This window comes from Corynebacterium sp. HMSC073B01, from assembly GCF_001838255.1.
Taxonomy (GTDB): Bacteria; Actinomycetota; Actinomycetes; order Mycobacteriales; family Mycobacteriaceae; genus Corynebacterium; species Corynebacterium jeikeium_D.
Window position 1 is genome coordinate 139,759 of record NZ_KV836177.1, and the last position, 20,864, is coordinate 160,622.

Annotated in this window: 18 protein-coding genes; 5 read left to right on the forward strand and 13 right to left on the reverse strand. The window is 58.7% G+C overall.

Annotated features, from left to right (window positions below; all coding sequences use genetic code 11):
• Position 1: 1 nt before the first annotated feature.
• The 9 genes from HMPREF2849_RS08890 to rho form a co-directional block, all read right to left on the reverse strand.
• Complete coding sequence (locus HMPREF2849_RS08890) at positions 2 to 565, reverse strand: F0F1 ATP synthase subunit B (RefSeq protein WP_005509352.1); 564 nt, start codon at positions 563 to 565, stop codon at positions 2 to 4.
• 31 nt (positions 566 to 596) lie between these two features.
• Positions 597 to 851: an ATP synthase F0 subunit C gene (locus tag HMPREF2849_RS08895; protein ID WP_005509463.1), complete on the reverse strand. Its 255-nt coding sequence runs from the start codon at positions 849 to 851 to the stop codon at positions 597 to 599.
• Between the two features lie 141 nt (positions 852 to 992).
• Entirely contained in the window at positions 993 to 1,787 is a 795-nt protein-coding gene (gene atpB, locus HMPREF2849_RS08900) for a F0F1 ATP synthase subunit A (protein WP_016422455.1), read from the reverse strand.
• A gap of 390 nt (positions 1,788 to 2,177) precedes the next feature.
• Positions 2,178 to 2,627, reverse strand: a complete 450-nt coding sequence (locus HMPREF2849_RS08905; RefSeq protein ID WP_005509564.1) for a Cg1360 family ATP-synthase-associated protein — start codon at positions 2,625 to 2,627, stop codon at positions 2,178 to 2,180.
• The gene (locus HMPREF2849_RS08910; protein WP_241486365.1) at positions 2,624 to 3,856 is read right to left on the reverse strand and encodes a glycosyltransferase family 4 protein; all 1,233 of its coding nucleotides are present in this window, start codon (positions 3,854 to 3,856) and stop codon (positions 2,624 to 2,626) included. The genes HMPREF2849_RS08905 and HMPREF2849_RS08910 overlap by 4 nt, the downstream gene beginning before the upstream one ends.
• Positions 3,857 to 3,938: 82 nt before the next feature.
• The gene (locus HMPREF2849_RS08915; RefSeq protein WP_005509411.1) at positions 3,939 to 4,595 is read right to left on the reverse strand and encodes an L-threonylcarbamoyladenylate synthase; all 657 of its coding nucleotides are present in this window, start codon (positions 4,593 to 4,595) and stop codon (positions 3,939 to 3,941) included.
• A 37-nt stretch (positions 4,596 to 4,632) separates the two neighbouring features.
• Positions 4,633 to 5,577: a peptide chain release factor N(5)-glutamine methyltransferase gene (gene prmC, locus HMPREF2849_RS08920; RefSeq protein WP_049194098.1), complete on the reverse strand. Its 945-nt coding sequence runs from the start codon at positions 5,575 to 5,577 to the stop codon at positions 4,633 to 4,635.
• Positions 5,564 to 6,637, reverse strand: coding sequence for a peptide chain release factor 1 (gene prfA, locus HMPREF2849_RS08925; protein ID WP_016422451.1), 1,074 nt, complete (start codon positions 6,635 to 6,637; stop codon positions 5,564 to 5,566). Before prfA ends, prmC begins: the two co-directional genes overlap by 14 nt.
• A 114-nt stretch (positions 6,638 to 6,751) precedes the next feature.
• On the reverse strand, positions 6,752 to 8,704 hold the full coding sequence (gene rho, locus HMPREF2849_RS08930; RefSeq protein ID WP_070862886.1) for a transcription termination factor Rho: 1,953 nt from the start codon (positions 8,702 to 8,704) through the stop codon (positions 6,752 to 6,754).
• Positions 8,705 to 9,219: 515 nt separating this feature from the next.
• Here rho and HMPREF2849_RS08935 point away from each other — a divergent pair.
• Complete coding sequence (locus HMPREF2849_RS08935) at positions 9,220 to 10,938, forward strand: long-chain fatty-acid--CoA ligase (RefSeq protein ID WP_070862887.1); 1,719 nt, start codon at positions 9,220 to 9,222, stop codon at positions 10,936 to 10,938.
• A 45-nt stretch (positions 10,939 to 10,983) separates the two neighbouring features.
• Here the strand turns inward: HMPREF2849_RS08935 and thrB are convergent, their stop codons facing one another.
• The 4 genes from thrB to argS all read right to left on the reverse strand — a co-directional run bounded on the left by thrB (position 10,984) and on the right by argS (position 16,378).
• Positions 10,984 to 11,910 carry a homoserine kinase gene (gene thrB / locus HMPREF2849_RS08940; protein ID WP_005509404.1) on the reverse strand — a complete coding sequence of 309 codons (927 nt, stop codon included), beginning with the start codon at positions 11,908 to 11,910 and terminating at the stop codon, positions 10,984 to 10,986.
• Positions 11,911 to 13,245, reverse strand: a complete 1,335-nt coding sequence (locus tag HMPREF2849_RS08945; RefSeq protein ID WP_016422448.1) for a homoserine dehydrogenase — start codon at positions 13,243 to 13,245, stop codon at positions 11,911 to 11,913.
• On the reverse strand, positions 13,242 to 14,660 hold the full coding sequence (lysA, locus tag HMPREF2849_RS08950) for a diaminopimelate decarboxylase (RefSeq protein ID WP_070862888.1): 1,419 nt from the start codon (positions 14,658 to 14,660) through the stop codon (positions 13,242 to 13,244). The genes HMPREF2849_RS08945 and lysA overlap by 4 nt, the downstream gene beginning before the upstream one ends.
• 65 nt (positions 14,661 to 14,725) lie before the next feature.
• Positions 14,726 to 16,378 (reverse strand): arginine--tRNA ligase, encoded by a 1,653-nt coding sequence (gene argS, locus HMPREF2849_RS08955; RefSeq protein ID WP_070862889.1) that lies wholly within the window; start codon positions 16,376 to 16,378, stop codon positions 14,726 to 14,728.
• A 213-nt stretch (positions 16,379 to 16,591) separates the two neighbouring features.
• On the opposite strand from argS, the gene HMPREF2849_RS08960 reads away from it, so the two are divergent.
• The 4 genes from HMPREF2849_RS08960 to HMPREF2849_RS08975 all read left to right on the forward strand — a co-directional run bounded on the left by HMPREF2849_RS08960 (position 16,592) and on the right by HMPREF2849_RS08975 (position 20,806).
• On the forward strand, positions 16,592 to 17,380 hold the full coding sequence (locus tag HMPREF2849_RS08960) for a (Fe-S)-binding protein (protein ID WP_070595721.1): 789 nt from the start codon (positions 16,592 to 16,594) through the stop codon (positions 17,378 to 17,380).
• The gene (locus HMPREF2849_RS08965) at positions 17,380 to 18,960 is read left to right on the forward strand and encodes a LutB/LldF family L-lactate oxidation iron-sulfur protein (protein ID WP_070595720.1); all 1,581 of its coding nucleotides are present in this window, start codon (positions 17,380 to 17,382) and stop codon (positions 18,958 to 18,960) included. Before HMPREF2849_RS08960 ends, HMPREF2849_RS08965 begins: the two co-directional genes overlap by 1 nt.
• A 2-nt stretch (positions 18,961 to 18,962) precedes the next feature.
• Positions 18,963 to 19,691: a LutC/YkgG family protein gene (locus HMPREF2849_RS08970; protein ID WP_076771929.1), complete on the forward strand. Its 729-nt coding sequence runs from the start codon at positions 18,963 to 18,965 to the stop codon at positions 19,689 to 19,691.
• 92 nt (positions 19,692 to 19,783) lie between these two features.
• Complete coding sequence (locus tag HMPREF2849_RS08975) at positions 19,784 to 20,806, forward strand: pirin family protein (RefSeq protein WP_070858441.1); 1,023 nt, start codon at positions 19,784 to 19,786, stop codon at positions 20,804 to 20,806.
• Positions 20,807 to 20,864 lie beyond the last annotated feature (58 nt).

The window sequence follows — 20,864 nt, forward strand, 5'->3', positions numbered from 1 at the left end:
CCTACTTTCCGGCCGGGGCCACGGTGTCAAGGTTGGACAAGAAGTTGTCAATCGTCGACGAGTTACGAACGTCGTCGGAAAGCTGCTCGCCCAGAAGGCGCTCAGCGAGATTGATGGAGTTCTGGCCCATTTCCTTGCGCAGCTCTGCGACTACCTGCTCACGCTGGGCAGCGAGCTGCTTCTCACCGGACTCGATGATTCGTGCGCTCTCGTCATTAGCCTTGGTCGTAGCGTCTGCAATGATGCGCTGACCCTGTGCACGGGCTTCGTCGCGAATCTTTGCTGCTTCAGTACGGGCCTCTGCGAGCTGACTGTTGTACTTTTCCAGAGCGGCCTTGGCTTCAGCCTGTGCAGCTTCAGCGCGTTCAATGCCGCCCTCAATCCGGTCCTCCCGCTCGGTCAGGACCTCCTGGAACTTCGGAAGAACGAGCTTCCAGAAGAGAACCAGGATAACTACCAGCGGGACAACGGACCAGACGATGTCATAGGTCTTTGGCAGCAGCGGGTTGATGGACTCTCCCATCGGGAGGTCACCCGCAGCTAGCAAAAAGGTGAAATCTGTCATGGTTTACGTGTTCTCCGCCTGAGGTCCGGACTTAAACAAAAACGAAGCCTGCGACCAGGCCGATTAGGGCGAGAGCCTCAGTGAAGGCAATGCCCAGGAACATGGTGGTACGCAGCTGGCCGGCCATCTCAGGCTGGCGTGCCATACCCTCAACGGTCTTGCCGGCGACGATACCGATACCGAGGCCCGGGCCCAGGGTGGACAGACCGTAACCGATGGTCTTCAGGCCAGCGTTGGTGTCGACAGCCTGGACAGCGTCCTGGGCGGAGAGGATGACGTCGTTCATTATGAACCGTTCCCTTTCTTAAAGGATGGCCCCGGATTAAAGATTGTTCTAAGTAGGCCCGGGGCTTTTGTGGGTCAAGTGGGTCTTGCTATTAAATTTGCGAGGCCTTGTTGCCGAAGTTGCGGCCTCATTAGTTATGGGTTAGTGCTCGTCTGCGTGCAGCGACAGTTCGATGTAGACGGCGCTCAGCAGGGCAAAGATGTATGCCTGCAGGAAAATCACCAGCATCTCGAACAGCGTGAATGCTACCGCAGCGACAAGGGTCAACCCGGACAGGGCGGTCCAACCATTCAGCTGCCAGAAGAAGAAGTTCGTGGCACCGAAAAGCAGGACTAGAACCATGTGGCCCGCCAGCATGTTGGCCATCAGACGGATGGTCAGCGTAACTGGGCGGAGAACGAAGTTGGAGAAAATCTCGATCGGCACCACGATGAGGTGGAGTACCGGTGGCAAGTTCGGAATAACGACTGCCGACTTCACAAACTTGAAGAAGCCCATCTTCTTCGAGCCCGCGTAAATGAAGGCAACGTATGCGAACAGGGCCAGAACCAGTGGCATACCGATTCGGGCGTTCGGCGAAATATTGAGGCCAGGAATAATAGCCGCAATATTCATCGAGATAACAAGGAAGAAGATGGTGGCCAGAACCGGAAGGAAACGACGCCCCTCCTTCTTACCCAGAATCTCCTCCGCGATGTGGATGCGGACGAAGTCCAGCATCAACTCCGCAACGTTCTGCAGACCAGTCGGCACGAGCTTCGGACGACGCATTGCGACGACGAAGAACACGGCGACGATCACGGCCATCAAAAGACGAACAATCATCAGGCGGTCCATGGCGTACCAGTCGCCACTACCACCTAAAATGAAGTCGCCAAATTGTTCACCCGGGAAATACTCCTCCTGCAAGTTGGGTGAGTGAAACTCACCCCGCATCTCGGCAAGTGTTGTAACGCTCAGCGTTCTCTCCCGTGATTGGGCCGCTAGAACTATTGTCAAGCGGTGCGAAGGACGTCATTTAACGTGTCGCGCCGCGGATTCCATTCGCTCATCAGCACGGCGCTCACGGGGACCGTACCTGTGGAAATGATAGTTATTTCGCTACAGGCCGTCTTACCCGAAACTCAGGATAACAGTTCTGACTCATTTTCCCCACCCGGTACACCCCCGCGTTTCCGACCCCGAATCCAACAAAGAGGCCGACCCCCTCTGTGGGTTTCGGCCTCTATTTGTGGCATCTTCTGCACAAACTGGACAATATGCTTATTACCTGCGGTTTTAGAAGCATATTGCAGCCTCTCAGCAGGTCAACAAGTTATTAACGAGCTATTCGTCCTTCATTGGTTGCACATAAGTGAGGTTAGATTGCGACATTCCCCACACTTCTGCACCGAGTGTCACCATCAGAGTGAGTACAACAGTGACGAAGAAAGTCATGTTGTCATAAAACTCAAGATTTCTAATAACAACCAGGACACCGATTAGTACGACAATCTTCAACAACCAACCACCCAGTACAACGGCAAGCGTAACGGACGGCGAAGTTCGAGCAGTAAAGAGGATGCCTAGAACGGTAAGCAATACGAAGCTTCCGCTAATGCCCGCTCCAAGGAGTACGCCCCAGACACCGGGCATACCGTTTTTGCCACCCCAGACCAGCAGCGAAAGCACGGTAATCACAGCGAGCGCGATTGCGCCCGAGCGAGCAGCAGCCAGCAGCGGTCGCCGCGAATCATCGTATTTAGACTCGGGCTCCGGAGTTGTTTTTTCAGTCACGGTCGAAGATTGTACCTTCTGCGTCCACGTCGACGTCTTATAACCTGCCGGACCCCACTTCCACTTCTGGGACGCGCTCCCCTTGAACGGTCGTCGGCAAGCGCATTGCGACGACGGAGGGTGAAGACAACCGCGATGATAAGCAGGACCCCGAAGGTGAGAGCGACGAATTCAAAGGGGAAAATGGTGGTGGCAACGGCGGCGTACGCGACGACCGACACCCATAGGTAAAGCACTAGCACCACGCGGCGATGACTGTGTCCCATCGACAGGAGGCGGTGGTGAATATGCATTTTGTCGGGCGAGAAGGGTGACTTGCCCTGACTGACGCGGCGAACAACAGCAAGCAACAAGTCGAGCATTGGCACGCTAATTGCTGCGATGACGACCACAACCGGCGAGATTAGAGCGATGACGTCAGCGGTGCCGTACATGGAGGGCGCGATGCGTCCCGACGCCGACACCGATGCCGCTGCGAGCAGCAAGCCGATCATCATGGCACCGGAATCGCCCATAAAAATGCGTGCGGGCTCGAAGTTGTGCGGCAAGAAGCCCAGGCAAGCGCCGAGGAGGCACGCGGAGATCATCGCGGGTGGATAGGCAGACACGGTTCCGCCTTGGTCGTGAAGCATGACCATCGAATAGACAAGGATTGCAGCTGCGGCAATCATGCCGAGTCCAGCTGCGAGACCATCAATTCCGTCAACAAAATTGAAGGCGTTAATCAATGCCACAGTAAATAGGACAGTCAAGACTGTGGACATGATTGGATCGAGAATGAGAGTGGCGCCGCCACTGAAAGGGATATAGAGCAGATACCAATTGACGCCCATAAATGACATCAAAAGTGCCGCCGCGACCTGCCCCACCAACTTCGTAAGGGCATCTAAGTCAAAGAGGTCATCCCAAATACCGACGATTAGCAAGAGCGACGCGGCCGCCACAACTGCCCTCATATCTGGAGTCATAGGTGGAAAACCACGGTTGAGGGCCGGCATAACCGAGGCAAGGGCGATAGCTGCGACCACCCCAGAGTACATCGCCACGCCTCCGAGCCTGGGCTTCGGAATATCGTGGACATCGCGCGTGCGGGGCGCATCCAACCAGCCCGAGCGAACCAGCACAAAACGCACTACTCCAGTGAGCAAATAACTGACAGCAGCGGAAACTAAAACGAGCATGGCGAGCTCGCGGATGGGCACACCTGCCCCACCCGACTGGGCTGCCAATAAGCTCATGTCCGCCACTAGGTACTACTCACCCACACAATCGCTGCAGATACTAAACAGGAAAAGCCTTAGGTAGACAAGACTACTGCCCCAGCAGTCGCTCGGGCGTAGTACTCAAAACCTCGGCAACCGCCGCTGCTGACACAGCGCCTTCGCGCAGAATCCGCGGCACTGGAGTCGAGATATCGACAATCGTCGATGGGGTGCCAATCGTGGCTTCGCCGCCGTCGACGTAGACAGCCGCTTCCCCACCCAACATCTGCTTGGCACGCACGGCATTGGTGGCCGGTGCCTGGCCGGAGATGTTCGCACTGGACACGGCCATCGGACCGGTGCGGCGCAGAATCTCGATAGCAATTGGGTGCAGCGGCATGCGCAGCATGACCGTACCCGCGGTATCACCAAGGTTCCACGGCAAGCTCGGCGCCTGGTTCACAACCAGCGACAGTCCGCCCGGCCAGAAAGCCTCCACCAGCGTGCGAGCAGCTGGCGAGTATTCGCGGACGAGCCCCTCAATCGTGTTCCAGGAACCCACGAGCACCGGTACCGGCATATCCGGGCCGCGGTGCTTGGCACGCAGCAAGGAGGCAACGGCCTGGTTATCAAAGGCATCGCAGCCAAGACCATAGACGGTATCGGTAGGCATAACGACCAGCCGTCCTGCCTTCACTGCATCTACTGCTGCTGCAATTGCGCGTTCGCGGTTTTCATCTGTGCTGCAGTCCATAATCCTGCTCATCAGATTTGTGCTCCTGCTTCAAAGTTTGCTTTTAAGATCAATTTTTGCGTCCCACCGTAAAACGGTCACGGTCCGCAAAGTCACGGTGGACCTCTACATCAGCGTAATCCCAGGTGTCCTTTAGCAGTGAACTGACATCGTCTCCTGAAGAGTCATCGTGCTCGATGCCGATGACTCCACCCGGCCGCACCAGCGCATCCACTAGGTTCATCATAGGTCGAATGACATCTAGCCCATCGTCGCCACCGAAGACCGCAGAGTGCGGATCAGCTCTCACCTCGGGGGCAACCTCGGTGTCTTCGGGCACATATGGAGGGTTGGACACAACAATGTCGGTCTCGCCTACCCATTCTGCGAGCTCAGCGCCATCATCAATCAGCTGAACATCCGTGACATCGCCAGCAATCAGACGCACACGCCCATCGCCGTACGTCTCGATATTCTTCGCAGCCCACGCTCGTGCCCGCTCAGAGAGCTCCACAGCCACCACGTCCGCTTCGGGTACGGCATCGGCGATCGCCAACGCCAACGCACCGGATCCAGTACACAAGTCAACGATTTTCGGCTTGACGACGCCACTTGCGACCAGTTCACAGGCTCGATCGATTGCCCACTGCGCGAGCAGTTCCGTCTCCGGCCGGGGTACAAAAACACCGGGCCCAACCTGTAGTTCCAGGCTCATCATCGGCGCCGTACCGAGGATGTGCTGCAGTGGCTCACGAGCCACTCTGCGGGCCAGTACCTCGGCCAGATACTTGCGACCGTCCTCATCGGTGTACGGTTCGTCTCCGCGGAAGATGATGTCTGCCGGTCCCGCATTGATAGCAGCTGCAAACAGCGCCCGCGCGTCGGCATCCGGAGAAGCCAGCGCCGCGTCGTCAAGCGTGCGACGCGCATAGCGAAACAGCTCGCCGAGAGTACGGACGGAATCCGGTAACGTCGGCGAGCTATTTTCTGCGGGCGTGGGGCTACTCGGCTTCAAGACGCTCAGCGCGCTCCGCGTCGTGGAGGGCCTTGAGCAGGTCATCCATGTCGCCGCCCAGCACCGAGTCCAGGTTGTGAGCCTTGTAACCGATGCGGTGATCGGAAACGCGGTTCTCCGGGAAGTTGTAAGTGCGGATGCGCTCGGAGCGATCCATGTTGCGCACCTGAGACTTACGCTGGTCAGAGGCAGCCTCGGCGATCTCCTCTTCCTTCATCTGCTGCAGTCGAGCAGCAAGGACCTGCATAGCGCGGGCCTTGTTCTGAATCTGAGAACGTTCCTTCTGACAGGTAACAACGAGACCAGTCGGCAGGTGCGTCAGGCGAACGGCGGAGTCAGTCGTGTTAACACCCTGACCGCCCTTACCGGAGGAACGGTAGACGTCGACACGCAGATCCTTTTCATCAATCTGAATGTCTTCGACCTCGTCGGGCTCCGGGTAGACCAGCACACCAGCGGCGGACGTCTGAATACGGCCCTGAGATTCGGTAACCGGCACGCGCTGCACGCGGTGAACGCCACCTTCAAACTTGAACACGCTCCACGCACCGTCACGGGACGGAGTCTTAGCTCGGATGGACATAGTCATGTCCTTCACGCCGCCGAGATCAGACTCGGACAGCCCGAGAATCTCGGTGGTAAAGCCGTGCTTTTCTGCATAGCGCTGGTACATACGAGCGAGCTCACCTGCGAAGAGCGCTGCCTCCTCACCGCCGGCACCGGACTTGAGCTCCATAACGATGTCATCGCTGTCGTGCGGATCGCGCGGAGCCAGCAGGTCGGCGAGCTTTTCCTCGAGCTCCTCTGCCTCGACAGCGAGACGCTCAGCCTCAGCTGCGAATTCGGAGTCCTCGTATGCCATCTCGCGAGCTGCCTCCAGGTCATCCTGGACCTCAGTCAACTTCTTGTGAGTCTGAATGACCGGCTGCAACTCATTGAAGCGCTTGCCGACCTTACGGGCAGCCTTCGGGTCGTTGTGCAGCTCGGGGTCTGCCAGCTGCGCCTCAAGGCCGTGGTATTCGGAGAGGATGTCGTCAACTGCGGAAACCTGATTAGCCATTGAATATTCCTTCAGATTGTGATGGGTGAAATGCTAGTAGGTGCTGTGGTTTCGGTCGGAGTGGCGCTGTCGCACCGCTGGCACTGTGGCACCACTCCGCGTGGCTAACCCCAGCTAAAGCATGTCGTCCACATCAACGTCGGCGGCCATTGGTGCAGAAGAAGCCACCTGCATCAGGAATTCCTTATTGTTCCGGGTCTTCTTCAGCTGCTTAATCAACAGGTCAATAGCAGCCTGCGACTCCAGCGCGGAGAGGATGCGGCGCAGCTTGTGCATAATGCGAGCCTCCTCCGTGCTGAGCAGCAGCTCATCCTTACGAGTACCCGACGGGTTGACATCCACTGCCGGGAACACGCGGCGCTCGGAGATTTTACGGTCGAGCTTCAGCTCGGCGTTACCGGTGCCCTTGAACTCCTCGAAGATGACGGTATCGCCTGCGGAGCCGGTCTCCACCATCGCGGTGGCGATGATGGTGAGGCTGCCGCCTTCCTCGATGTTTCGGGCAGCACCCAAGAAGCGCTTCGGTGGGTACAGAGCGTTGGAGTCCACACCACCGGAGAGGATTCGTCCCGATGCCGGCGAAGAGTTGTTGTACGCACGGCCAAGGCGGGTAATGGAGTCCAGCAGTACGACGACGTCCTGCCCCTGTTCCACCAGACGCTTTGCACGCTCAATAGCCAACTCGGCCACTGCCGTGTGATCTGACGGCGGGCGGTCGAAGGTAGAAGCAATAACCTCGCCACGGACACTGCGCTGCATGTCGGTGACTTCCTCCGGGCGCTCGTCGACAAGCACGACCATCATGTAGCACTCGGGGTTGTTCGTCGCGATAGCGTTCGCGATGTTCTGCAGGATCGTGGTCTTACCGGCCTTCGGCGGCGAAACGATGAGCGCACGCTGACCCTTACCAATCGGCATAATCAGGTCGATGACGCGAGTGGTGAGGATCTTCTGCTCGGTCTCCAGACGCAGGCGACGGTTCGGGTACAGCGGGGTGAGCTTAGCGAAGTTCGGCCGCTGCTTTGCCTGCTCCGGATCGATGCCGTTTACAGTTTCGACCTTGACCAGCGGGTTGTACTTGCGGCGATTACGGCCGTTGCCATGAGTGACCTGGCCCGAGCCATTCTCACGCGGCATGCGGACCTGACCAGTGACGGCGTCGCCCTTGCGCAGACCGTATTTACGAACCATTTGCGCGGACACCAGCACATCGTTAGAGCCCGGCAGGTATCCGGACGTGCGCACGAATGCGGTCTTGTTATCTAGCACATCGACGATGCCAGCCACCGGCTGGAGAACGTCATCCTCGCGGATCTCGTCCTGACCGCCGTGTCCCCCACCGTTGTTATCGCGTCCGCGACGGTCGCGGCGATTGCGACGGTTGCGGCGGTTACGGTTGCCACGACCGTCATCGTCATGGTTATTGCGGTCGTTATTGCGATTGTTGTTGCGACCGCGGCGGTTGTTGCGGTTGCCGCGGCCTTCATCGTCGTTGTCTCGATCGTGGTTGTTGCGATCGTTGCGGTTATTACGGTCGTTGCGATCACCGCGGTCATTACGATCATTACGATCGTTGCGATTGTCGTTGCGATCACCGCGGTCGTTGCCGTTATCGGAATCGTCGCGGCTATCGTTGCTGCGATCGTCCTGATTCTCCTGCTCGCGCTGACGAGCACGGTTACGACGATTTCGACGCTGCTGAGAACGGGACATCTCCTCGCGACCATCCGCGTTGGCGTCGTCTCGCTTGTCGTTGCCCTTGTCGCTCTTGTCGGCGCTCTTACTGGAACCCTTATCCGCGCTTTCCGACGGCGATTCCTTGGCATCCTTCGCCTTGGAGCCGGTATCCGCAGCCCCAGCCACAGCCTTCTTCGCGCGGGATTTCCGAGCGGGAGCGGAACCAGCAGCCGGGGCACCATTCTTAATGGCCTCAATCAGCTCATGCTTGCGCATGGCGGAGATGCCGCGAATGCCCTTGCTGGAAGCGATTTCACGCAGTTCTGCCATTCGGAGGGCCGCAAGATTCTCTGGGCCGCCTGCCGTGGCAGTGGTGTCCGTATCGGTCACGGATGTCCTTTCATCGACCTTCCCTGCAGTCACTCTCTACAGGGGGCTATGTCATTGGCACTTTTTCGCTCTTACTGCCCGCCACCGCGTGTGCTCCGTCGTCGAACCTTTACCACGGGCGAAAAAGTATCCGCTGCTGACGGGAAATTATCGAAAAAGCCAGGCAAAAGACCTCGACGTTGAAACTAAACCGAGGCATCTTGCCTACATTATTTCCGCATCTCAAACCCGAGCGTCCGGGCTGAAGATGGTTAGGAAATTTTAGGTCCACAGCACCGCAAGACTATGTAGTCGCACTACTGATTTATGTGTTTTCAATGTCACGTTGCGCCATCGCATTGTGTGAACAACTGCGAAGGTCAACGGCAAGCGGAGTACATGAAGAAGTACGTATCTAGCCGCGTATTGAAAACGACCTATTGCCCAAGGATAGTCACCAAATAGTCAGGTAGCAACACTAGTTCTCACCTGCGTTTCGCTAGGTCGCGGGGCTGTGAGTCGGTACTGTAGAGCTCATGCGCAGTACGATGCCTCATATTCCTCTCAACATCGCTCAGATTGTGGAATACGGTCGCACCATTCACGGTCGGACTCCGGTGACCTCCTGGAACAGTGACGGCCCCGAGACCACCACTTTTGCCGCCATCGCCGCGCGCGCTAGTGCGCTGGCACATGCACTTCGCGATGAGCTCGGCATCGACGGGGATCAGCGCATCGCTACCCTGATGTACAACTGCACCGAACACTTCGAGGTCTTCCTCGGCGTCGCCTCCATGGGCGCGGTATTCCAGCCGCTGAACAAGCAGCTCATGCCGGATCAGATTGTGCACATTATCAATCACGCCGATGACCAGGTCATCATCGCGGACCCGACCGAGATCGAACTGCTCGCCGAGGTTCTTCCCCACTGCCCGCGCGTCCGCGCTGTCATCATTATCGGTATCGGTGATCTGTCCGACGTGGCTGAGCAACTGCCGGATGGTATCCCGTGGTACTCCTACGAATCACTCATCGACGGACGCCCCAGCCGCTTCGACTGGCCTGAGCTCGATGAAAACTCCGGTGCAGCCATGTGCTATTCGACGGGCACCGAGGGCGCACCTAAAGGTGTCGTCTACAGCCACCGTTCGCTGTACTTGCACAGCCTGAATATGCGCACCACTGACTCCTTTGCCATCTCGCATGGAAACCCGTGGCTTTGCTGTGTGCCCATTTATCACGTCCTGTCCTGGGGCGTGCCGCTGGCCTCCTTCATGTGCGGGGCGTCGCTAATCTTCCCCGGCGCGGACCTGTCCGCACCGCGTCTGGCAGAAATCATCGAAACCTCAATGCCGCGCGTAGCTCAGGGCGTGCCGACGCTGTGGATTAACCTCATGGCACACTACCTCAGCAATCCTCCGAAGCGCATGAGTCTGCAGGAGATTTTCTCGGGCGGTTCTCCTGTCCCACCTGCATTGATTCGGCTATGGGAAGAGCGCTACGGTGTCGATGTCATCCACTTCTGGGGCATGACCGAGACTTCGCCTATCGGTACCGTGGCACGACCTCCGTACGGCGCCTCCGGTGAGGCCCGCGAACGCTACCGTGTCAGCCAAGGGCGTTTCCCGGACATCATGCAGTTCCGCATTGTTGATGACAACGACCGCGTGCTCGACCTGCATGACCGCAACCAGGGTGAGCTGCAGGTGCGCGGCAACACGGTCACCGGAGGCTACTACAGTTCTCCGGAGGCTCAAGATGGAGGCACCGCGCACTTCTTTCGCGGTGCGGAGGTCGACGAGGCTAGCGAACAGTTCACCGAGGACGGGTGGCTCCGCACTGGCGATGTCGGCTCGATTACTCACGACGGCTACCTGACTATTCATGACCGTGCTCGCGATGTCATTCGTTCCGGTGGCGAGTGGATCTACTCCGCTCAGCTGGAAAACTTCGTAATGGAAAGCCCACAGGTACTCGAGTGCGCGATTATCGGCATGCCAGATAAAAAGTGGGGTGAGCGCCCACTGGCCATTACGGTGCTGATGCCTGAAGTTGAACAGAGCAAGGAGACCGCTGAAATGCTCCGCGATGAACTGCGGCCAAAGCTGCCAAAGTGGATGCTGCCGGAGTACTGGGCCTTCGTGGACTCAATCGATAAGACCTCAGTGGGCAAGTTCGACAAGAAAGACCTGCGCTCGCACTTGAGCGCAGGTCAGTACAGCATCGTGAAACTGAAGGGGCCGGGCGAAAAGTAGGTGGCAGGCTAAGCCACTGGCTCGGCACCTGGCCGCAGCGGCGGCTTAGCCGTCGACCACGACCTTAACCGGCTCACCGATTCCCAGCTCCATGACCTTGATGCCAGCCTCGCGGGCATCGTCCAAGATCTTCTCATCTACTGCAGTAGTTCCCAGAACCATACAGGTCGGGCCAGCACCCGAGAGAAATGCTGCGTAGCCACGGTTGCGCAGGCGGTTGACCCACTCTGCGGTCACCGGCAGCACGTCGGAGCGGTACGGCTGGTGCAGGCGATCTCGCGTTCCCTCCCACAGCAGTTCCGGGTGGGACTGCAGCGCTGCGGTCATAACCGCAGTACGAGAGACATTGAAACGAGCGTCGACATGCGAAACATCGCTCGGCAGCACCTGACGAACTGCATTCGTGGAGGCGTGGAATGCCGGTACGAGTGCGGTCGCCTGAATGGACTCATGCACCGGAATGCTCACTGCTCGGTACTGGGGCGCGGTGCGACCATCGACAGGCTTGTCGGTCCAGCTGACCACTGCCCCACCGAGGACGGATGCACCAGCGTTATCCGGGTGGCCTTCGAATACCGAGGATTCTTGGATTACCTGGTCGTCGGTAAGCGGGAAGCCAGCCAGACCGTTAGCGGCAGCGACACCAGCAACAGCGGCGGCTGCGGAAGAGCCTAGGCCGCGCGACTGCGGAATGGTGTTGTGGCAAATAACCTTCAGCCCCGGTGCCTCGACTCCTGCGGCGCGAAGGCCCGCGCGAATCGCGCGCACAACCAGATTAGACTCGTTGCGCGGCAGGTCGACTTCGCCCTCGCCGTGAATTTCAACGACGACACCGGACTCGATGACCTCGACCTCGACGATGTCATAGAGTGCAACTGCCAACCCCAGGGTGTCGAAGCCCGGGCCCAAGTTCGCTGACGAACCTGCAACCGTGACGGTGACCTTCTGCCCCGGGAAAAGCTCCTGTGCCATTTAGATATCCATTCCTTCGATACGAATGACGTTGTTGACGGCCAAAACCGCGTCGTTGGCGCGCAATTCGTCAACCGTTGCTTCCAAATCCTTCTCCAGTGCCTTGTGAGTCACGATGACCAGGCGAGCGCCGTTGGCGCCCTCTTCCTGGCGGACGGTGCGCAGGGAGATGTTGTGATCAGAGAAGGTACGAGCGACATCGGCAAGCACTCCGACACGATCGTCGACGTGCAGGTCGATGTGGTAGCGGGTGCGAACGTCACCGAAGTCGAGAATCGGCAGGTTAGCGTAGGTGGAATCTCCCGGTGCGCGACCACCGTGGACAATGTTGCGAGCAGCTGCAACAAGGTCACCGAGCACTGCGGAGGCGGTCGGATTACCACCAGCGCCGTTGCCGTAGAACATCAGGCGACCAGCGGCCTCGGCCTCAATGAAGACAGCGTTGAAAGACTCACGCACAGTTGCCAGCGGGTGACGACGTGGAATCAGCGCTGGGTACACGCGGGCGGAAATGGACTCCTTGCCATTTTCGTCCGTGACCCGCTCACAGGTAGCCAGCAGCTTAATGGTGCAGTCTGCGCTCTTGGCGGCTGCAATGTCGTCAGCGGTGATCTCGGTAATACCCTCACAGTGAACGTCATCAGCAGTCACGCGGGTGTGGAATGCCAAGCTGGCCAGAATAGCTGCCTTGGAAGCGGCATCGTGTCCCTCGACGTCTGCAGTCGGGTCGGCCTCAGCGTAACCCAGGCGGGTGGCCTCTGCCAGCATCTCGTCGTAGTCCGCACCGGTGGAGTCCATCGCATCAAGGATGAAGTTGGTAGTGCCGTTGACAATGCCCATGACCTTATTGACAGTGTCACCGGCCAGCGAACGGCGCAGCGGTCCTACGACCGGGATAGCTGCAGCCACAGCTGCCTCAAAGAACAGGTCGACACCCGAGGAATCGGCAGCCTCAGAGAGCTCCTCGCCGTGAGCGGCGACGAGTGCCTTGTTGGCGGTCACGACCGACTTGCCGGCACGCAGTGCCTCCAGCACAACGCGACGTGGGTAATCAATGCCGCCGATGACCTCGACTACCAGGTCAACGTCATCGCGCTGAACCAGCGAAAAAGCATCGTCGGTAAGAAGATCCTGATCCACATTAGGACGCGGCTTGGTCTTGTCGCTCACAGCAATACCAACGACCTCGACCGGTCCGCCGATGCGGCGCTCGAAGTCCTCAGCCTTCTCGTTGAGCAGGCGGTAAACCTCAGTACCGACTGTGCCAAGACCTAAAATAGCGACACCAACTTTGTGGCCCTCGCCCTTTCCAGGATTATTCGTTGCGGCAGTCATCGTGGCGTTTCACACTCCAGGCTTAGTAAGTCTTGTACAGTTTCTCGTCTTAATACTTGGGTCACTTGACCATCGCACACCGACACTACTGGTGGTCGCGTCAGCATGTTGTAGCGGCTGGCCATTGCGTAACAGTATGCCCCAGTAGCAGCGAGCGCGAACAGATCACCCTCGACAATGTCGTTCGGGTAGTTCGCATCGTTAATCAGAATGTCTCCCGATTCACAGTGCTTTCCGACGACGCGGGTGGGAATCCTGGAACCGGACACCTCGCGATTAACGACGCGACCATCATAGTTCGAGCCGTAAAGCGCCGGACGAATATTGTCGCTCATTCCGCCATCGACCGATACGTAACGACGGGTCATGCCATCATCGATGGTCACATCCTTCAAAGTGCCCACTTCGTACACCGTGACCATGGACGGGCCAACAATGGCACGACCTGGTTCAACAGCCACTGCCGGAGTCGCAATGCCGATACGCTGCGCAAGCTTGTCTACGGCAGTGAGGATCTCGTCGGCAAGCGGAGCAACGTCGAGGGGCTGCTCGCCTGCGGTGTAGGCGATACCAAAACCGCCACCAAGGTCGAGAGTGTTGAAGTGTTCCGAGATTTCAGTGCCGTGGCGTTCGACCAGCTTTTCCACCAGTGAGAACACGCGCTCGGCGGCGAGAATGAAACCGTCGGAATCGACAATCTGGGAACCGATGTGGCAATGCAGGCCAATCAGGCGCAGGTTGTCGTCATCCTCTACTACGCTCGCAGCTTCCAGCGCAGAACCGGACGCGAGGGAAAAGCCGAACTTCTGATCTTCATGCGCAGTAGCAATGAACTCGTGGGTGTGCGCTTCCACACCGGGCTTCACGCGAACGAGCACGTCCTGCACCACGCCTGCTTCAGCCGCCACCTGGGACAGGCGACGCAGCTCCGAACGGGAGTCAAGCACAATCTTGCCCACGCCGGCGGAGATAGCATCACGCAGCTCAGCGGTGGACTTGTTGTTGCCGTGGAAGGTCATGTCCTTGGCTGGGAATCCCGCCGCCAGAGCGATAGCCATCTCGTTGCCCGAGGCGACATCGAGATGCAGCCCCTCCTCCATTACCCAGCGGGCAATGGTCTTCGACAGGAAAGCCTTGGATGCGTAGTGGACATTCTCCGCACCGCGGAAGGCCTTGGCCATCGAGCGGCAGCGGGAGCGGAAGTCCTGCTCATCGACGACAAAAGCTGGAGTGCCAAATTCCTTGGCAATGTCGACCAGGCTCACGCCGCCAATTTCCACCGAGCCGGGGTTATCTTCGTCATCGCCCCGACGACGGGCGGTAGTTGGCCAGACATGCGCTGGTAGTTCATTAAATTGGGTGGAATCGGGTCGGGTGTAGCCACCCAGTTCGAAACCATTGCCGTCGATAGGCACGAAACAGCTCTCTTTCTCCGTTACCCGGGCGGAGCAACGGGGTGTAGTTTTACGGGCGCGTTCGACTACATGCGCTCAGGTGCGGTAACACCGAGCAGCTGCAGAGCATTGGCCAGCGTCTGGCGGGTAGCCTCAGCCAGGCCGAGACGAGCACGGTGTAGCTCGGATACCTCCTCGTCTGCCTTTGGCAGAATCTGGCAGGTGTCGTAGAAGCGGTGGAAGACACCGGCGAGCTGCTCAGAGTAACGGGCAATGCGGTGTGGTTCCCGCAGGTCAGCAGCAGACTTGATGATGGCCGGGAACTCACCGATAGTGCGGATGAGCTCACCTTCACGGTCCTCTACCAGCAGGGAGAAGTCAGCGCCTTCACTGGTCACACCGGCCTCTTCGGCACGGCGACCGATTGAGCACAGACGAGCGTGACCGTACTGGACGTAGTAGACCGGGTTGTCGCTGGACTGCGAAGCCCACAGCCCCAGGTCAATATCCAGGCTGGAGTCCACGGTGGAACGGATTAGCGAGTAGCGAGCAGCATCGACGCCGATTGCCTCAACCAGGTCGTCCAAGGTGACCACTGTGCCCGCACGCTTGGACATCCGGACAGCCTTGCCGTCGCGAAGCAAGTTGACCATCTGACCGATGAGCACCTCGACGCCATCGGCGTTGTAGCCGAGCGCTGCAGCGGCGGCACGCAGACGTGCGATATAGCCGTGGTGATCGGCACCCAGCATGTAGATGCACAGGTTGTGGCCGCGGTCGAACTTGTTCTTAACGTATGCGATGTCACCTGCGATGTAGGCTGCGTCGCCGTCGGACTTGATGACCACGCGGTCCTTGTCGTCACCGTAATCGGTGGACTTCAGCCACCACGCGCCGTCAGCTTCGTAGAGCTTGCCGTTTTCCTTCAGGGAATTGACAGCTGCTTCCACCTGACCGGACTCGAACAGCGAGTTTTCGTGGAAGTAAACATCGAAATCGGTGCCGAACTCGTGCAGAGACTTCTTGATGTGCTCGAACATCATGTCCACGCCGATGGCGCGGAAGTGCTCCTGGACCTCTTCCTCAGAGCCCTCGAGTGCCTGCGGGTTCTTCTCCAGCACAGCAGCGGCGATGTCCTGGATGTACTCTCCGCCGTAGCCGTCCTCCGGAGTCGGCTGGTTGCGTGCGGCGGCAACCAGGGAGTCGGAGAAGCGGTCAATCTGGCGACCATGGTCATTGAAGTAGTACTCGCGGGTGACCTTGGCACCGGTGGCAGACAGGACACGACCGAGAGCGTCACCGACTGCTGCCCAGCGAGTACCACCCAGGTGAATCGGCCCGGTCGGATTCGCGGAGACAAACTCCAGGTTCACGTCGAGGTTGGAGTTGAAATCGGCATGACCCCACTTCTCCCCCGCTGCCAGGACGTCCTCGACGATCTTGCCCTGGGCATCGGAGGCCAGGCGGATGTTAATAAAGCCCGGGCCTGCGATGGTTGCTTCATCGATGCCCTCAGAAGCGCCGAGCGCTGTGGCAATTTCAGTTGCCAAGTCACGCGGCACCATGCCGACGCGCTTGCCCAGCTGCATGGCGATATTGGTTGCGTAGTCGCCGTGCTCAGGGTTACGCGGACGCTCGACGGTCGGGTTTTCCGGCACGATAGAGACATCGGCATCGTGGGCAGTCAAAACCTCGACGGTGACTTTTCGGACTAGTACAGCAAGATCAGCAGGATTCACGATTGCCTATCCTATTAGGTCAATCGCAGTCGTGGAAACATCAGCCACCAAAAGATTGTTTTGAGGGGTATCTGCAGGCCACCGCGTCCGGCTGTCCTACACCGCTTTCACAATCCAGCCGAATTCAGGTTGAGAACAGATTTAATCCGGGTCTAGGCGTAGCATTCAGGTAGGAAATTATTGCCTTACCCCTCAACCCATTTTGGAGCGACCGTGAAAGTAGCACTTTTCGCGACCTGCATCGGGGACATGATGTTTCCAGATGCAGTGAGTGCGACCGCCAGAGTTCTCACGCGCCTAGGATGCGATGTGGTCTTTCCGCCACAACAAACATGCTGCGGCCAAATGCACGTCAACACCGGGTACCAAAAGGAAGTCCTTCCTCAGCTGGACACCTACGCTGATGCTTTTGCAGATTCCTCGATTGACTACGTTGTCGCCCCGTCCGGTTCCTGCGCCGGCGCCGTTCGCCACCAGCATCCGATGATCGCGGGCCGCTACGGTACCCGTGCCCAAGTCCATGCGGCACAGGCCTGCGCGAACAAGACGCTAGATCTCTCCGAGTTCATCACCGATGTCGCTGGTGTGACTGATGTCGGTGCTTACTTCCCCCACTCAGTGACCTACCACTCCACCTGCCACAGCTTGCGGGTGCTCAAGGTGGGTGACCGTCCGTGGCGGCTGCTCAGCGCAGTCGATGGAATCGATCTGCGCGAGCTGCCCGGCGCGGCGGAGTGCTGCGGTTTCGGCGGCACCTTCGCGGTGAAAAATGCGGAGACTTCCGCTGCAATGGTTGCCGACAAGACAGCCAATATCCGCGCTACGGAAGCGGAGTTCGTCACCGCTGGCGATGCTTCCTGCTTGCTCAATATCGGTGGCGCGCTGCGTCGCCAGGACTCTGGCGTGCACGCCATCCATATGGCCGAGATTCTGGCCTCCACCAAGGAGACCCCGTTTGATGTGCACAACCGCCAAGAAGCTTCCCTGCGAGGTGAACAGTAATGGTCGCAGTTAACGTCGGCATGCCAGCCCTTCCTCCCCGCGCGCCGCACAACGTCGGGCATCTGCGCGGTACGCGCGGGTTCACGGCCGCAGCGCACGAGGAGCTCAAGAACACTCGCATGCGCGAAAATGTCGGTCATGCCACGCGTTCGATTCGTCAGAAGCGCGCGCATGTCGTAGCCGAGAAGAATGACTGGGAGCAGCTGCGGCTCGCGGGCAGCCACATCAAGCGCGATGTTATGGCGCGTCTGCCGGAACTGCTGGAGCAGTTTGAAGAGTCAGTTACGAATGCCGGCGGTCACGTCCACTGGGCGCGCGATGCCGCCGAGGCAAACCGCATCATCACGGACTTGGTGAAAGAGACCGGCGAAGAAAAGGTCGTCAAGATTAAGTCGATGGCCACGCAGGAAATCGGCTTGAACGAAGCACTTGCCGACGCCGGCATCACCGCCCGCGAAACCGACCTGGCGGAACTCATCGTTCAGCTTGCCGACGACATGCCGAGCCACATCCTGGTTCCTGCTATCCACCGCAATCGCGAAGATATCCGCGAGATCTTCCTCAATGGAATCCCCGGAGTCGACCCGGACCTGAAAGCCAATCCGGCCGATCTCGCCGAGGCATCCCGTAAGTTCCTGCGCGAGCAGTTTATGGAGGCCAAGGTTGCGATTTCCGGCGCCAACTTCGGTGTAGCCGAAACCGGCACGGTAGCCGTCGTCGAATCTGAGGGCAACGGCCGTATGTGTCTCACACTGCCGGAAACACTGATTTCGGTGATGGGTATTGAGAAGCTGCTTCCCACCTTCCAGGATCTGGAAGTCTTCTTGCAGCTACTGCCACGGTCGTCGACAGGCGAGCGTATGAATCCCTACACCTCTCTGTGGACGGGAACGACCGACGGCGACGGCCCGAAGAATTTCCACATTGTGTTGCTGGACAATGGGCGCTCGGCCACTCTTGCAGATCCGATTGGGCGTGAAGCGCTGAAGTGCATTCGCTGCTCGGCATGCCTGAATATCTGCCCTGTTTATGAACACGTGGGCGGTCACGCTTACGGTTCGGTCTACCCGGGCCCGATTGGTGCGATTTTGTCCCCGCAGCTCACTGGCATGGATTCCTACGATGATCCGAATGCTTCGCTGCCCTATGCGTCTTCGCTGTGCGGGGCTTGCTTTGAGGTCTGCCCGGTGCGAATTGACATCCCTGCGGCACTGCTGGAGCTGCGCCACCGTAAGGTCACGGAACACCGCCCGCCGGTGGAGGGCAAGCTGTTTGCCACGCTCGGGTTCATCATGGGCAATCAGAAGCTCTGGAATATGAGCGCAAAGATGGCCTCCCTCGCCCGCGTACTCGGTTTGAAGGACGGCGAGATTCACGCCCTGCCGCTCTTCCTCAGCGGGTGGTCGGATGCGCGTGATACCCCGGTTCCGCCGAAGAAGCCGTTCCGCTCACTGTGGGGTTCGAAGGATTTCTCGGCGCAGCTGACCCGCGAATCGGCCAATCAGGTTCCGTCGAAGATTAATGGGCTATCGGGTTCTGATCAATCTGACTCGTCCGACACATCCGGCAAGGAGGCCTAGCGATGTCCCACTCCTCAGCATCCGCAAACATTGCCAAGAGCGAAATCCTCGAGCGTATCCGCAATGCTCAGAAAATCGCCTTCGAAGGCCGTGATTTGGCCTCTGACGTGGGCATCATCCCTGGCGAGCCCGGCGCGCATTTCGACATCCCACGCGACTACGAGCGCTCCTCCGACCTGACGGCCAAAGAGATTATTTCGCTTGCCGACGAACGCATCGCCGATTACAAAGCCGACGTGCGCCGCTGTGGCAGCTCGGCAACCGACATCAATGAGGCTGTGAAGAAGGCAATTGCTGATGTCGGGGCGTCGTTGATTGGTATTCCCGAGGGTCTAGACCGCGAGTGGGTTGCGGGGTTGGAGTCTGGTGGAGGTAAGGCCACTACCGAGATTCGCGTCGATACCGGTTTCACCGCCGAAGAGCTGGACGAGCTCGATGCGATTGTCACCAGCTCTGCTGTCACCTGCGCCGAGACCGGCACCATTTTCCTGGACGGTTCGGCTACTTCTGGCCGCCGCGCGCTGACCTTGGTGCCGGATATTCACATCTGCGTTGTCCCTGCTTCCACGGTCGTCTACGGCATTCCGGAGGCATTTTCCCGTCTACGCGAGAGTGATCCCACCGCTCCGATCACCATGATTTCGGGGCCTTCTGCGACCTCGGACATCGAGCTTGCCCGAGTCGAAGGTGTCCACGGGCCGCGCACGCTGATTGTGATTATTGCTGAGTAGAGACAGTCGGGTCGGTCCTTGGCTAGCATTTTTGATTGACACGCCAACATTTTGTTGTGGATGATGAATTTAGCTAGCCAAAGGAGCCTGTCATGAGCGCAATCATTCAAAAATTCTCCGTATCCGATAATCCGCAGCTTCCAGGTATGGACCCATTCCTGTTTGCCGTCCACCACTATGACCTATATCCACAGGCCAAGGGCCAAACTATGGCTCCCGATGCCTCTCTGCTCGGCCGTAATATCGGCATGGACTTTTCCGGCAAGGACGGCTGGTCCATGTACCACGGCACAACCGTCCCCGGCTTCCCCTCCCACCCACACCGCGGCTTTGAAACTATCTCGATTGTCGAGGAAGGTTACGTCGACCACACCGACTCCGAAGGTGCACAGGCTCGTTACGGCGATGGCGACACTCAGTGGCTGACCACCGGCGCAGGCACTGCGCATGCTGAAATGTTCCCGCTTCTGCATAACGACGGCCCCAATCCTCACCACATGTTTCAGATTTGGCTGAACCTGCCGCCCGAAGGCAAGGGGGCAAAGCCGCACTTCCAGATGTTCTGGGCAGAAGACACTCCGCATGTCACCGGCACTGATGACAATGGCCACGGCTACGACATAAAGGTCATCGCGGGCGCATTCGGCGATACTCAGCCGCTTGCTCCACCACCGGAATCCTGGGCCGCTGCACCAGATTCCGATGTAGCCGTGTGGGTGCTGCGTTTGCAGCCGAACGCACAGCTAACGTTGCCACCAACCAAACATGCCGAGACAATTCGGACTCTCTACTCTCTACGCGGCAGCCTCACTATCGAGGGCGAAACGCTGGTGCAAGAGGGCGCAGTGCTGCGCTCAACCGAGGCACTGGACATTTCTGCAGGTGACGAGGGGGCCTTCGCGCTCATGCTCCAAGGCCGACCAATTGGCGCTCCCGTGTATCAGCATGGCCCGTTTGTCGCGAATAGCCGCGAAGAGCTCGTTGAGGCATTCGATGCCTACCAGCGTGGCGAGTTCGGCGCATGGCGGTTTGATTCCAACGATCCGGTTGCACCCTTTGAAGAGGGGCGCTTTGCCCGCTATCCGGACGGTACGGTTCGTCGCCCGGTCAATTAACCGGGATCCCCCGACGGGCTGCACATGTGAAACTGTGTGAGTTTATGACACTTTCAGG